Genomic DNA, 13770 nt, shown 5'->3' with positions numbered 1-13770 from the left:
CCGCCGAGCGGTGCGGTGCGGCGCGGCGGCGATGACGTTCGCCCTTGCGATGAGCGTCTTGCCACTCAGCAGCACGGGCGCCCAGTCCGACGCAGAGCTGCGCGAGCAACAGAAGGAACTGGAGCAGGAGCGAGCGGAGCTGGAGGCTCAACGTGCTGAGGAACAACGCGTCCGTGACGAGGCTCAAGCGGAGCTGCTAGCGAAAATCGCGGAGGTGGATCTGCAACAGGCAGATGTCGACGAAGTGCTGAGCGCTCTGGACATCTCGATGTTGCTGGCAAACGAGCAGCACGAAGACTACGCAAAGGCCCAACTGGCGGTGGATCTCGCCACCGAAGCGGAGGACGCAGCGCTTTACCGCTTGAATTCACTGGTGGCCCGGCGGGCTGAACTGCAGCAGCGAGGGGTGGACCTCGTCGTGCAGACCTACATCGGCCACGATGCGCTCGTGGAGGGTTCCTACGGTTTGGCGCGCACCGGCGACATCTACGACGCTGCGCGTATCCGGGTACTGATCGGCGCGGCACTCGGCGACGTGCATGCAACCGCAGACGAAGTACGCGCCCTCAGCGTTGACATGGAGCTGGCAGCACGCGAACTCCAGTACGCCACAGAGCAAACGGAACGGCTCGCCGCCGAGTCCGGCAATGCCCTCCAAGAACGCTTAGACGTCGCGAAGCAGGACCAGCAAGTAGTCGATGAACTCGAAAGCAGGCTTGACCGACTGCTCATCGAGCAGGGAATCATGGAGGAGAACAACGATGCTGCTGCAGATCAAGTCGCCCAGACGACGAAGCGCATCGAAGCGTCGCTCGCCAAGCATGCCGAACTGCAGGCAGAACTCAAGCGCCGCGAGGACGCTCGCCTGCGGGCTGCGCGCGCTGAAGCCGAACGCCGCCGCCGTGAACGTGAGGGCACTGCTGGACAACCCACCGGTACCAATTTCAATCGCAGCGAGCTGACCTGGGTGGGCGGCATCCAAGTCCACGAATCGATCGCAAGCCAGGTGGAGGACCTGCTCGAACACGCAGCGCGTGACGGCATCAGGCTCACCGGAGGCGGCTACCGCAGCGCAGCGTCCCAGATTGCGCTGCGTCGTGCGCACTGCGGCACCAGCGAATGGGCCATCTGGCAAAAACCCTCCTGGCAGTGCCGGCCGCCCACGGCACGGCCCGGTCGCTCCATGCACGAGCGGGGCCTGGCCATCGATTTCCGGCACAACGGGCGCTCGATCACCAGCCGCAACTCGGTGGCATTCAGGTGGCTGGCCGCCAATGCGCGCACCTACGGGTTGAAGAACCTTCCCAGCGAGCCGTGGCACTGGTCCACCGACGGCAGTTGACCCAACGGCAACAGACACGGCGGCAGGGCACCGGAGCGCGGTGACGATTACGCTCGGCGTGGCCGCTACCAGACGTCCGGCTGCGGGCGCCATCGCCGTGGCTCTCGCGCAGCGCTGCCACCTACCCGTCTTGGAGGTCCACCGTGAAGATCGGCGTGATGATGTTCCCTACCGACAAGGCCATCGGGCCCGTCGAGCTGGCCAAGGCCGCTGAGGAGCGAGGCTTCGAGTCGCTGTGGTTTCCCGAGCACAGCCACATCCCCACCAGCCGCGAGACGCCGTGGGGCGGGAACGAGGGCGCACCACCGCTGCCCGAGGAGTACTGGCGCACCCACGACCAGTTCGTGTCGCTCGGCGCCGCCGCTGCCGTGACGAAGAACATCATGCTCGGCACCGGCATCACGCTGGTTGCGCAGCGCGATCCCATCTGGCTGGCCAAGGAGGCCGCAACGGTGGATCGCATCTCGGGCGGCCGCTTCATCCTGGGCATCGGCTACGGCTGGAACAAAGAAGAGCTGCGGCACCACGGCGTGAAGTACACCGACCGGCGCGCCATCACCCGCGAGACCATGCTGGCCGTACGCGAACTGTGGACCAATGACGAGGCCGAGTTCCACGGCGACTGGGTGAACTTCGACTCGTCGTGGGCGTGGCCGAAGCCAGTGCAGCCAGGCGGGCCTAAGGTCATCTTGGGCGGTGCCGCCGGCCCGAAGACCATCGCGGACATCGTCGAGTTCTGCGACGGCTGGATGCCAATCTCGGGCCGCTACGACTTCTCGGCACCCATCGGCCAGATACGCGAGGCTGCCGTCTCGGCCGGACGCGATCCCGCCGAGATCGAGTTCGGCCAGTTCGGCACTCCCGCCAAGCCGGAGATCCTCGAGAACCTCGCGGAGCTGGGCTGCTCTCGTGTGGTGCTCGGACTGCCGCCGGCACCCGCCGACGTAGTGCTGCCCATTCTCGACAAGTACGCGGCGCTGCTCTAGACGAAGCTCGACGGTATTCGTCGGCGCCGTTAGCGCCGTGACCGACAGCGCTCCCGGGGTCGAGCGGCTTGACGTCGTCGACGAACTCGGTCGGCACGTGCGCACAGCACCACGCCAGGAGGTGCATGAGCGCGGCGAATGGCATCGCGTCTTCCACTGCCTCATCGCGACGCTGCGCGGCGGCAAACCGATGATCGTGCTGCAAGGCCGGTCGAACGCCAAAGCAGCCTTCGGCGGGCTGCTCGACATCAGCGCAGCGGGGCACCTCGCCGCCGGCGAATCGCCGCTTGACGGCACTCGGGAACTGAACGAGGAGCTGGGCATCGCGCCCGACCCCGCAGACCTCGTGCCGCTCGGGGTCCGCAGGTTCGTGGACGACAGCGGCGAAGGCACGCTGAACTGCGAGCTGATCAGCGTGTACCTGCTGCGAGACGACCGACCCCTCGCGGAGTACGTCGTGGCTCGGGGCGAAGTGGACGCTGTCTATGAGGTGCCGATTGCGCCGTTCCTCGCCCTGCTGGGCGGCGGGCCGTCGATCGCCGTGCGCGGCGTCCGCATGGCTGGGCATCCCGATGCGCTCGAGGTCAACCTCCAGCTGACGCTCGACCGCATCGTGCCCGGCACGCAGTATTGGGCAGTGCTCGGGGTGATGGCCCAGCGGTTCCTCGCCGGCAAGCGTCCGCTGGCAATCTGACACGGCTTGCTGCAGGCGTGGTTCAGGCGTGCTCCGCGATCACGGCCAGCACCTCGGCACCGTAGGCGCTGAGCTTGGCTGGCCCGATGCCGGGCACCGCCAGCAGCTCTGCTTCGGTGCGAGGTCGCTGCGTCGCCAGCGCGATCAGCACTGCATCTGCAAAGACGACGAATGCCGGCACGGCGTCGGCTCGGCTTCGCTCCAGACGCCAAGAGCGCAACGCCTCGAACAACGCCGCATCGTGCGAATCTTCGGGCGGATGCTGCTTGGCTCGTCGCGTCGCCGCCGGCGCTTCGGTGAAGCAGCATTCGGCGGAGCACGGCTGGCGGAGTTCTGCGAGGAACGGCGAGGGGTTCTCCCCGCATACGAGCGTCACCGTTGCTGAGCAGCGCGTGAGCGCCACGTGGAACACGCGTCGCTCCTCCTCGATGCCAGCGGCCGTGCTGCTGAGGGCCAAGCGGTGCGGCATCAGGCCCTCGGAGGCGTCGTAGACCACGACGTGGCGCCATTCGAGTCCCTTGACCTTGTGAACGGTGGCCAAGCGCACACCGTGTTCGCTCGTGTCCCCGCCGGTGCCCGCCAGCTGGCGTCCCAGCCAGGCGGGGAAGCTCGTCGGGTCGGGGTGCATGTCGGCCACCGAGATGAGCGCTCGCAGGTCGTCGCCGTGCGCTGAGCGGTCCACCGACCGCCGCGAGGCGTCCAGCCGGGACTCCAGGCTGTGTCCCAGCCCGAGGTCGTTGCGGACGGCTTCGAGGATGGCCCGAGTCGGCAGCTGCTCGTCGGCAGTGCGCTGCCGCAGCATGTCGAGATCGTTCGCGAACGCCTCGATCTTGGCCGACGTCCGTTCATCGCTGACGCGGCCCGCCAGCCCTCGCAACGCGCCGACGCTGCGCTGCTCCCCTATCCACTCGATCACCCGCGGCGAGATGCCTCGCGGCGGACGGCGTGCCGCGTCGGACACAGCAGCACCCGGGAGCCTGCCCTCGGGTGCCACGGCCAGCCGGAGCCAAGCCAGCGCGCCCGCGACGCCGGTGCGCTCGATGAACCAGCGGCCCAGCGGAGCGTCAGCCGCCACGCCCATGTCTGCCAACACGATCTGCGGCACCAACAGGGTGCTGTTGACGCGTGCCAGCACGGCGATGTCCGACGGGCGCGCACCGTCGTCGAGGAGCTTCGTGACCGCTTGCCGAAACGCGGCAGCCGGCGCCGGCGCCGTCATCACCGTGATCGCTGCGGAGTCGGGGTCGTCGCCGGTCCTGCGGGGGCAGTCGCGTTCCGCGGCAGCAGCCGCGGACGCCGTCGCGGCCGCGGACGCCGGCGAGTCGTCCCCTCCCCCGCTGTCGGGCGCGACGATCTGCTTGTCGAGCCTGCGGCGATTGTGCGACAGCAGATTGCGTACGGCGCCGATCACAGGCGTCGGGCAGCGGTAGTTGACGTGGAGGTCGTGGCGATCTGCACCGGGGAAGAACGCGCGGTAGTCGATGAGCCACTGCGGCGATGCGCCTGCGTAGCCGTAGATCGTCTGGTCGTCGTCACCGACGGCGAACACGTCGGCTCGCGGTCCGGCCAGCAGCCGGATCATCAGCAGGTGCGCGGGTGTCAAGTCCTGGAATTCGTCGACGAGCAGCACGCCGCAGGTCCGGCGAGCCGCGGCACGCGCCGGCGGATCGGTCAGCAGGATCTCGATTGCCCGGATGACCTGCTGGTCGAAGTCGACCAATCCGTCGGCCGACAGGCTTTCCACGAAGCGGGGCGCGAGCTCGGCGAAATCGGGGACGTCGGGCTGGAAGTCGCGTTCGACCTCCGCTGGCGACCGCAGGCCCAGCCGCGACGCGCTGAGCGCCTCGAGCCACGGAGCGAACGGGTCGGTCATGGCGCGTCGGCGCCGCTTGATGAGGCCCGCGAGCCGATCGCGCACGCCTGTCTCGTCGATCACTTCGACGCGGCCGTGTCGAGGCGGCCGGGCAAACGGACCGCTGCCGTTGCAGATCGCCAGCGCCAAGCTGTTCAGCGTGCGAACCTCCAGGCCCGGCAGGTCCGCTGTGCGTTCTTGCATCTCGCGCCGAGCACGGACGTTGAAGGCCACCAGGCACACTGCGCTCGGAGCGACCCCGACATCGCGCACCAAGTAGCGGGCGCGCTCGGTGAGCACGCGGGTCTTGCCTGAGCCTGCAGGAGCAACGATGCAGGCCCCTCCCCCGAGGTGGCCGACTGCGGCGCGCTGATCCGGCGCCAGCTCGGCCTGCGGAACCGCACGCCGTGCTGCAGTCAAGCTGCCGACAGCCAAGTTCGGCGCCGGGAGCACCGGAATGGTCAGATCGCGGGCGCGAACGCCGCCTGCGGCAGTTTCGGGCGTGCCGACACTCGGCGCGTCGATCTCGAAGAGGTCCAGCGGGCCGCCGTCGCACCACAGCGGCTGGGCGCCGATCATCACGTCGCCTGCAGTGTCCTCTGGGCAGGGCGTCGCGCCGAGCTGGTGCGCCAGCGTGACAGGAGCAAAGCGCACCCGGCGAGCATCCCGCGCGTCCACGGCGTTCGCGCTGAGCAGATGCGCGAGCACCTCGGAGCGCAGTGTCAGCCCCGGCGTGAGCTCCCACCACGGGCGTTGCAGCACTGGTGCGGCATCTGGCAGGTCGCCGTCGAGCTCGATGACGAGTCGGGTGCGCGATCGCCAAGCGTCGCGTAGCCGGCGGCCTGTCTCGGCGCTGAACTCGCTCGGACGCACGATGACGCGCTCGCAGTCCCGCCACGCTGCGGGCACTGGGTCACCGGGGCGCACCAGCACGCTGCGCCCCAGCTCAGGCGGGCCAGCGAACGCCGCCGCCGTAGTCATGTCGAGTCCGAAGCGCTGGGCCGCTGCCTCGTGCTCTGCAAGCCGGCAGCTCGAACACCGTGGCGTGGGGTGGCGCCGAGCGTGGTCGCGGTCATGGGGCGACCGATGCGTCAGCGGCCGATGCCGATGAGCTGCATTGCCTCCGCTCGGGTCGCGGTGTCGCGGAACTGGCCGCGCACTGCCGAGGTGATGGTCAACGACCCGGGCTTTTGCACGCCCCGCATGGACATGCACTGGTGCTCTGCCTCGACCACCACCAAGGCGCCTCGGGGCTCGAGCACCGCCATCAGCTTGTCGGCGACTTGCGTGGTGAGGCGTTCTTGCACCTGCGGGCGACGGGCATAGGCCTCCACCAAACGCGCCAGCTTCGACAGTCCGGTGATCATGCCGCGGTCCCCGGGAATGTAGGCCACGTGCGCCAAGCCGACGAACGGCAAGAGGTGGTGCTCGCACATCGAATAGAACGGAATGTCGCGCACCATGACCATCTCGTCGTGCGCAGCCTCGAACTGCACCTGGAGATGATGCTCGGGATCCTCCCGCAGGCCGGCGAACACCTCGGCGTACATGCGGGCGACGCGCCTAGGCGTTTTGTGCAGGCCGTCGCGATCCGGATCCTCGCCGATAGCCGCCAGGATCTCGCGCACCGCCCGCTCGATCCGCTCGGTGTCCACCGGCTGGTCGGTTACTGCGCCGTTTGTCTCAGCACTCGACGCCTCCCCGCCGACGACTCCCGATGGGGGGCCCGATGCGGGGTCCGGGTCGGATATCGAGTCGGCAGAGGACGCTTCGGCAGCGGTGCTGGCTGAGCCGTTGGGCATCCGGCGAAGCTATCTTCGCTGACGGCAGGTGCCATCGCGCTTTCGCCGTTGGGGCTGCCTCCGCGCTGCGTCCACGTGCGCTGGGTCACGGTATGCGCCCCCGGCAGGACTCGAACCTGCAACCCGCGGGATAGAAGCCCGCTGCGCTGTCCAGTTGCGCCACGAGGGCAGTGGCTGCGACGACCGGCGCCATCTTGCCACGTAACCGTCCTGTCGCTACCCATGTTGCAGCCATATTGCCGCCGCCGCTCGCACGGTTGCCAGGCCGGCTAGCGCGACGGCCATCGCAGCATGCCGGTCTCGACTCGACCGTCTGCGTCGAGATAGTCCGGGTCGCCGGGGAACGCGATGCGGTGCGGCCCCTCGTCGTCGAAGCGGATCCGCACGCGCTCGTCATCGTCAGCGGTTCCGCTGCGGGCCGCCGCAACCGCATCGGCCGCCGTGTCGAAGCGGGCGAGGCGGTGCAGCATGCCGATGGTCGGCGTCATCATCACCATGCCACCCTCCTCGTTGCTCTTGATCGCATCGCCAGGGCGGACCCAGCGATGCTCGACCGCTTCGTCGTGGTCGGGCAGCGGCACCTGGCCGTCGGGCATCGCGGTCAAGAAGAAGCGCGTGTCGTAGCGGCGTGGCGATCCCAGCGGCGTCACCCAGCGCCCGACGTAGGAGACATTGTCGCCGTCGAGCAGCAAGCCTTCGCTGCGCACCGTCTCGATGAAGTCGCGCTCGCCGGCGTTGACTTCGTCCCGATAGCGCGAGAACCGCTGCGCCACGTCGGGCGGCGAAAGGTCGATGATGCCCGGCGGCAGGTCCCTCGGACCGGCTGCGTTGGCGGCGTGGCGGTGGTGGTGGGCGAGCAGGATGCCCGCTTCCTCGAACGTCTCGCGCAGCGCGGCGACCCAGAAGGCGATGCCGCCCCGCGCGATGCCGAGCCGAGCCGAGGCCTCGCCGTCGGTCAGGCCCGACACGGTCTCGTCCGCGATCCGGCTCGCGTCCTCGGTGTCCACTGCCCCGCCGGGGTACACCCACATGTCGCCCACGAAGACCGACCGGGCGTTGCGCTTCAGCATCAGCACATGAGGGTCGTCGTCGCCGGCGAGGATCAGCACCGTGGCCGCGTCGCGCACCGGCACCGCGGCTGGGTCGTAGTCGCCTCCCGTGCCCGGCGAGGTGGCGCCCACCGAGGCGCGACGCTCTGGCTGCTCGCTCACCGGCGCATCAGTAGTCGATGCCTGCGCACACCAGGCAGTCCTGGCCGTCGTGGCCGGCGCGGGACGCGGCCGCGTCCTCGTCTGTCTGGTACTGCGGGGTCAGGTGGCGTTCGATACGGTCGTCCTCGTAGACCGGTGCTGCGTGCTGCTTGCCGTTGTCGGCCATGGCAGCGGTCTCGCTGGCGCGGGCTGCGGGGACCGCGCACTCCGCCAGCGTCTCGGCGCCGGCAACGGGCGCGAACACGCTGTCCTTCCACCGGTCGTCGTCGGACCAGCGGTAGCGAAGGTGCGTCATCGATCCCGGTACGCGCAGGTTCTCGAATGCCGCAAGCGCGTCGCGCAGTATCTGCAGGTTGAGCCCAGGCTCGTGCGGGCGGCCGGCGGTACGACCCAGCGGATAGTCCAAGTAGGCACTGCGCGGCGGCCAAGCCGCCCGCGTGATGTCGCGTGCGCTCGACATCGACAGGGTCGAGATGCCCTCCGCCTCGATGGCCCTCGCGATCAGACCCCCGGTCTGGTGACAGACCGGTCAGACAGGCACCAGCAGCACCGCGTCCAGCTCGTCGGCCAAGCAGCGCTTCGCCAGTTCCGGAATCAGCTCCTCGCGGACGCGTCGGGTGCTGTAGATGCCGCCCATCAGCGTGTAGGCGTTGGGGCCTAGCTCGCCGATTTCGCCGCTGTCCCGCAAGGCTCGCAGCGCATCGATGGGGAACACGCAATTGATGTCGGCGCGGGCGTCGGTGAGGTCGTAGGCGAAGTGGGTGGCCCGCAGCTGGGCGGTGTCCACATCGGTCGGGATCGCGCGGTAAGTGGTGTCGTCGCGGTAGTGGAAGGCCGTCTGGCCGGCGGCGTAGACGCCTCCGGTGGCGATGAGGCCTAAGCGGCACTGCGACATCGGCTTGGCCAGCGGTGCCCACGGCGGCGGGATCTCGCTGTGAACCCAGCGGTACTCGCCGTAGCCGAGGCCGACGTACTGGGCGGTGATTCTCGGGATGTAGTCGACCGGCGGCTTGCGGGCCGCTACGGCAGTCGTCGCTGTTGCGCTCACGCACCCACCGTACGCGGTCGGTAGCGACGCTGCGTGGTCCGTGGCATCCTTGGTGGCCCCGCGCGGGTCGTAGCTCAGTCGGTTAGAGCGCCAGTTTGTGGCACTGGAGGCCGGGGGTTCGATTCCCCTCGATCCGCCTGCACCTGTGCTCGCAGGCAGTCGTTAGCCTTGCGGGCCACCATGCGCCTCTAGCTCAATATGGCAGAGCAACGGACTCTTAATCCGCAGGTTCTGGGTTCGAGTCCCAGGGGGCGTACTGCTGTGGCGCACATGACGCTGAGCGCCACACGGGTGCCGATGCCGGCTCGTTCTCGCAACGGCATGAGCGATGCGAGGACTTCGGATGGGCAACCTTCAGATGGACAACAAAGACGCAGCCAACCTGCGGGACGGCGCCGGCGCCGAAGCGTTGCCGCCTTGCGCCGACGAGCTGGTCGAGCGCAACCGGCGCTGTGCCGCCGACGTTCGAACGCCGGGCATGGCGGCTGCGCCGAGCCGGCGAGTCGCCGTCGTGACCTGCATGGATGCCCGCATCGACCCGATCGCAGCGCTCGGGCTCAGCATCGGCGAGGCACATGTCATCCGCAACGCCGGCGGCGTGGTCACCGACGACGTGATCCGTTCGCTGTGCATCTCCCAGCAGCTGCTCGGCACACGGGAGGTGCTGGTGATCCATCACACCGGCTGCGGCATGTGCGGCTTGGACGCAACCGCCTTCAGCGACGAACTGCATCAGCGCCTCGGCGCACGCCCCCCTTGGCCCATCGGCTCGTTCACCGATGCAGCCCAAGATGTGCGGTCATCGCTGGCGGCGCTCTGCGCGTCGCCCTTCATCGAGCACGACACCGCCATCCGCGGTTTCGTCTATGACGTCGAAACGGGCCTGCTCCACGAGGTCGCACCGGCCGCCCGGCAGGAGTCGACGGTGCAGCGGTGACTCATCTCGCGACTGCCGGGGCTGCTCGGATGCAGCGGGCAGGCACGATGGACTAGTCGCCGTCGGCATGTTCCTGTCGATATGCGTACGCCGCACAGCACCGACCTCGGCGTAGCCGCAGGCATCGGCCGCGCGGTCAGCGTGGCGGGCTGAGCCACGGGCAGGAAGGCGATCTCATAGCCGAGGACTCGCAAGACAGCGGTCAATGTTCCGATCAGGGTGGCTTGCGTTTGACGGGGGTTGTGGTGTGGGGCTAGCTTGCGCAGCTGTTTGGTCGTGGGGGTGCGGCTGCGGTTTGGGTTTGTGGGGGGTGGTGTTGTTGCGTGTGGGGTTGGGGTTGTTGGTGGTGTTGGGGTTTGTGGGGGTGTTGGTGGGGGTGCCGTCGGCTGCGGGGAGCAGCGAGTCGGGGTCTGGGTGGGTGGCGGCGTCGGCGGTGTGCGATGCGGGTTGGGTGCTGGGTGATGACGGCAGGTGTTCTCGGGTGGTGAGCGAGGCTGCGGGGCGTGCGTGTCCTGCGTCGGTTGGGGGTAGGTCGGTGGTGTTGTCGGGGACGGGGTGTGTGTCGGCGTCGCCGCATTCGGTGCTGCCGAGCTGGTGACTCGTCGGGTGACCGCGACGCGGGTGGTGACTGAGCGGGTGCGTTACACGGAGCAGTATCGGGTGAGGGTGGCGCCGTTCACGAGGCGGGTGCGGGTGGCGCCGTTCACCCGGACCTACATGGGGATGGAGACCTACACGTACACGGTGCGGGTGCGGGTTGCGCCGTTCACGGAGCGGGTGCGGGAGTCGCATCGGGTGCTCGAGCAGGTGCGGTATGTGTCGCGGGAGCGGGTGGCGCCGTTCACCAAGCGGGTGCGAGTGGCGCCGTTGACTAGGACGGTGCGCCGTGCTTATCGGGTGACGCAGCCGTATTGCGCGGTCTATGACGTGGAGTTCGGGGTGGGCTGTTTGAGCTGGAAAACGCGTACGGTGACGAAGTATCGTACGAGCACGGTGGCGGTGTACAACTATGTGACGCGGGCGGTGTTCAACTATCGGGATGTGGTGCGGTACCGGCCTGAGTGGGTGACGCGGTACCGGTATGTGACCCGGCAGGTGTACAACTATCGCAGCGAGCAGCGCACCGGCGTGCGCGAGACGCTGCACACCGAGCCGGTGTACAACTACAAGAACGTGGACGTGTTCAACTACGAGACCCGTGAGCGTGAGGTGTGCTGCAGGCTGCAGCGACGCACCGTCACCGAGACCACCACGGTCCGGGAGAGAGAGTCGGCGGTGCCGGACGCGTCGTGCATGTTGTCGGGCTACGCGTTGAGCAGCGGCGGCCGCTGCGTGCAGCCGGCGGGTGCGCGCCTCGCGGACGCCGGCTACGCGTGCAGGGCGGGCTGGACGCGGGCTGCGGGGGACTCTCGTTCGTGTGAGCGGACGCTGTACAGGGCGCCGCGGTGGGTGTGCCCTGCTGCGCCCAGCCACACCTTGGACACGTCGGGGACGGTGCCGGTGTGCCGTTTGGCGGCCGGGGTGTGCCCGCCGGCGCGGCTGGGAGCGTTGGCGTCAGGCAGCCGCACGCTGACGGGCACACTGAACAGGCAGTGCCGCTCGGAGCGGGTCGGCAGTGCTCAGTCGCCGCACTGGGCGCGAAGCTGGACGTTCACCCTCACCGCCCAAGCCACCCTCACCGCTGCGGTGTCGTCGACGCGAGGAGCGACGCTGCATCTGGTCGACACCGTCTCCGGCGCTGCGAAGAGCGTCGGCGGACGGCTGGCTGCGGGCAGCTACCTGATCGAGGTCGCCGCTGCGAGGCCGCGCACCGCTAGCAGGTTCACGCTGACGCTCACGATCGCCGGAACGCCCGCAGTGGTCATCTCCGGGCTCGCCGACGCCACCGCAGTCCCCAGGCTGGGCGCCACCACAGCCGCCGTGTCCACAGCGTTCGCTGTGGACCCCGCCGACGCAGCATGCACCGCCGCACCCACAGGCCCCACCGTGGTTCCCGTAAACGCACGGCAGAGCGCCTCGGCACTCTCGAAAGCCGCGCCGGCAGGCACCACGGTCGCTCCCGCAACCGGACGCAGCCGCACCGTCACCCACACCGTTCCCGAAGGCACCACCGTGACAGTCACCGTCACCTGCGCCAAAGCAGCCCACACCGCCACCGCGCGAGCCAAGCTCACCGCCACCAACGCTCCGGTGCAGATCAGCGGCCTCGACAACGCCGTCGCCGCATCCTGGGGCGCCCCAAGCGTCGCCGTCACCGACACCTTCGAGGTCACCCCCCACAACGCCACATGTGCTGCCAAGCCCGCAGCCGCCACTGTCGCCCCCACGTCAGGACGCGTCCGCACCGTCACCCTGCGAGTCGCAGCAGGCACAACCGCCACGGTCACCGTCACCTGCGCCAACGGCACCCAAACCCACACAGCGACAGCGCAGTTCACAGCGACCCCGTTCGGCCGATGCGACGCCACCCTGGGCAGCTTCGGAGCCGGCACCGCCACCGTGCACGGCAGCCTCAGCCCCGAAGGCAACTGCAGAACCCAGCACGGCCGCGGCGTCCGCTACGCACGCCGCCACACCCTCACCCTCGCCCACCCCGGCTGGGTCACCATCACCGCCACATCCACCCAGTTCGACACCTACCTGCGCATCCTGCGAGGCGCCACCCGCACAGGACGCGCCATCGCACAGCACAGCAGCAAAATCGACAGCAAGCTCCTGCCCGCCGGCGCCTACACCATCGAAGTCACCACCCGACAACGCCACAGCCGCACAAACCCCGACCGCACCACCGGCGCGTACACCCTCACCGTCACCGTCGACCACACCCCACGCACCAACCAGCCCGCCGCGCTCAACACCGCCGCCGGCACCAACACCACGACCGCCTGGGCCTACCAGCCCGCAACCGCCGAACTCGCCGTCACCGCATCCAGCGGCGTCACCGCCAACCTCACCGCCCGCAACGGCAAAGCCACACTCAACACCGCGCCCACACGCACCGGCGCCCACACCGTCACCGTCGCCTACGCCAACGGACCCCACAAACACACCCAGAAGACCGCCATCACCGCCCGATGCCCCGCAAACCACGTACCAACCCCCGAACGCACCTGCCTCTCGCCCCGCCAGCAGCACGCACAAGTACAACGCCTCGGCGCCACCAGCGGCCCCAACCAGATGACCCTCGCCCAATTCGTCGACACCCGTACACATCACCACGCCGACTACCCCCACCTCAGCTGGTCATCCGACGCTTGCAGCTGGTCGCCGGATAACATTCACGTGGATATATCCGGACGCGTGTATCCGGTAAAGATACCGTTGATTACGCGCACCATGTCACTCAAACATGCTTGCTGGCGGCACGATTTCAACTGGCAGAATCTCACTCTTATGGAACATACGCATCCGACAGTCAATAGCTGGACCAAGAAGGCAAAGCGACAAGCTGACGCGAGACTCCGGTCCGACATCCTGCAGCTATGTGGCGAGACATTCAGCGGAGTGTGGGCTCGGGCACAGGTCGCAGCTTGCGTTCACGTAGCCGATGTCTATTTCCTGGCGGTAAAGGCTGTGAGATGGAACTGCGGTAGCGGTAATCCGCTCAATCCCGCCTGCGTGGAGCCAACAACCGAGCCTAAGCCGCCAGAATCTGCGGAATGACGCGAACATAAGATCGGACGGATGGTATCTGTGGCGCCGCGGAGAAGAAACCGGCTGAACTGAGGAGCGCATATGCCCACTATTGTGGCGCACTGACGCAGGAGACTAGGAATGAGAACTAAGTGCGTCCGCAAGCAACAGATACAATCAAGCGCTGGGTGGGCAGCTGTGTTTCTGCTATTCGCTGTCGCTTGCTCAGATGATAGTTCACCTGTACGTAACGTCGGAATATCTG

The 13770-nt window shown here is 68.2% G+C and carries 10 protein-coding genes and 3 tRNA genes; 7 read left to right on the top strand and 6 right to left on the bottom strand.

Annotated features, from left to right (window positions below; genetic code table 11):
* Positions 1-49 precede the first annotated feature (49 nt).
* From ACOGI4_RS06915 to ACOGI4_RS06905, 3 genes are all read left to right on the top strand, one after another.
* Complete coding sequence (locus ACOGI4_RS06915; protein WP_419840952.1) at positions 50-1342, top strand: D-alanyl-D-alanine carboxypeptidase family protein; 1293 nt, start codon at positions 50-52, stop codon at positions 1340-1342.
* A 143-nt stretch (positions 1343-1485) separates the two neighbouring features.
* Positions 1486-2328 carry an LLM class F420-dependent oxidoreductase gene (locus ACOGI4_RS06910; RefSeq protein ID WP_419840951.1) on the top strand — a complete coding sequence of 281 codons (843 nt, stop codon included), beginning with the start codon at positions 1486-1488 and terminating at the stop codon, positions 2326-2328.
* Positions 2329-2365: 37 nt separating this feature from the next.
* Entirely contained in the window at positions 2366-3022 is a 657-nt protein-coding gene (locus ACOGI4_RS06905; RefSeq protein ID WP_419840950.1) for an NUDIX hydrolase, read from the top strand.
* A 22-nt stretch (positions 3023-3044) separates the two neighbouring features.
* Here ACOGI4_RS06905 and ACOGI4_RS06900 read toward each other — a convergent pair whose 3' ends face one another.
* The 6 genes from ACOGI4_RS06900 to ACOGI4_RS06875 all read right to left on the bottom strand — a co-directional run bounded on the left by ACOGI4_RS06900 (position 3045) and on the right by ACOGI4_RS06875 (position 8935).
* Complete coding sequence (locus tag ACOGI4_RS06900; protein WP_419840949.1) at positions 3045-5855, bottom strand: ATP-dependent helicase; 2811 nt, start codon at positions 5853-5855, stop codon at positions 3045-3047.
* A gap of 110 nt (positions 5856-5965) precedes the next feature.
* Positions 5966-6676, bottom strand: a complete 711-nt coding sequence (gene folE, locus ACOGI4_RS06895; protein ID WP_419840948.1) for a GTP cyclohydrolase I FolE — start codon at positions 6674-6676, stop codon at positions 5966-5968.
* 95 nt (positions 6677-6771) lie between these two features.
* Positions 6772-6845 (bottom strand) — tRNA-Arg (locus ACOGI4_RS06890).
* Between the two features lie 100 nt (positions 6846-6945).
* Positions 6946-7887, bottom strand: a complete 942-nt coding sequence (locus tag ACOGI4_RS06885; protein ID WP_419840947.1) for an NUDIX hydrolase — start codon at positions 7885-7887, stop codon at positions 6946-6948.
* Between the two features lie 7 nt (positions 7888-7894).
* Entirely contained in the window at positions 7895-8347 is a 453-nt protein-coding gene (locus ACOGI4_RS06880; RefSeq protein ID WP_419840946.1) for a hypothetical protein, read from the bottom strand.
* A gap of 69 nt (positions 8348-8416) precedes the next feature.
* Entirely contained in the window at positions 8417-8935 is a 519-nt protein-coding gene (locus ACOGI4_RS06875) for a glycine/sarcosine/betaine reductase selenoprotein B family protein (protein ID WP_419840945.1), read from the bottom strand.
* 62 nt (positions 8936-8997) lie between these two features.
* Between ACOGI4_RS06875 and ACOGI4_RS06870 the strand changes: the two genes are divergently transcribed.
* From ACOGI4_RS06870 to ACOGI4_RS06855, 4 genes are all read left to right on the top strand, one after another.
* Positions 8998-9073: transfer RNA gene (locus ACOGI4_RS06870), tRNA-His, on the top strand.
* 44 nt (positions 9074-9117) lie between these two features.
* A tRNA-Lys gene (locus ACOGI4_RS06865) sits at positions 9118-9191 on the top strand.
* 87 nt (positions 9192-9278) lie between these two features.
* Positions 9279-9872 (top strand): beta-class carbonic anhydrase, encoded by a 594-nt coding sequence (locus ACOGI4_RS06860; protein WP_419840944.1) that lies wholly within the window; start codon positions 9279-9281, stop codon positions 9870-9872.
* Between the two features lie 606 nt (positions 9873-10478).
* The gene (locus ACOGI4_RS06855; RefSeq protein WP_419840943.1) at positions 10479-13535 is read left to right on the top strand and encodes a phospholipase A2; all 3057 of its coding nucleotides are present in this window, start codon (positions 10479-10481) and stop codon (positions 13533-13535) included.
* Positions 13536-13770: the final 235 nt, after the last annotated feature.

The sequence above is a fragment of the Candidatus Poriferisodalis sp. genome (genome assembly GCF_965205175.1).
In the GTDB taxonomy this organism is placed as follows: domain Bacteria; phylum Actinomycetota; class Acidimicrobiia; order Acidimicrobiales; family Poriferisodalaceae; genus Poriferisodalis.
This window is presented reverse-complemented; position numbering and strand designations above follow the sequence as displayed.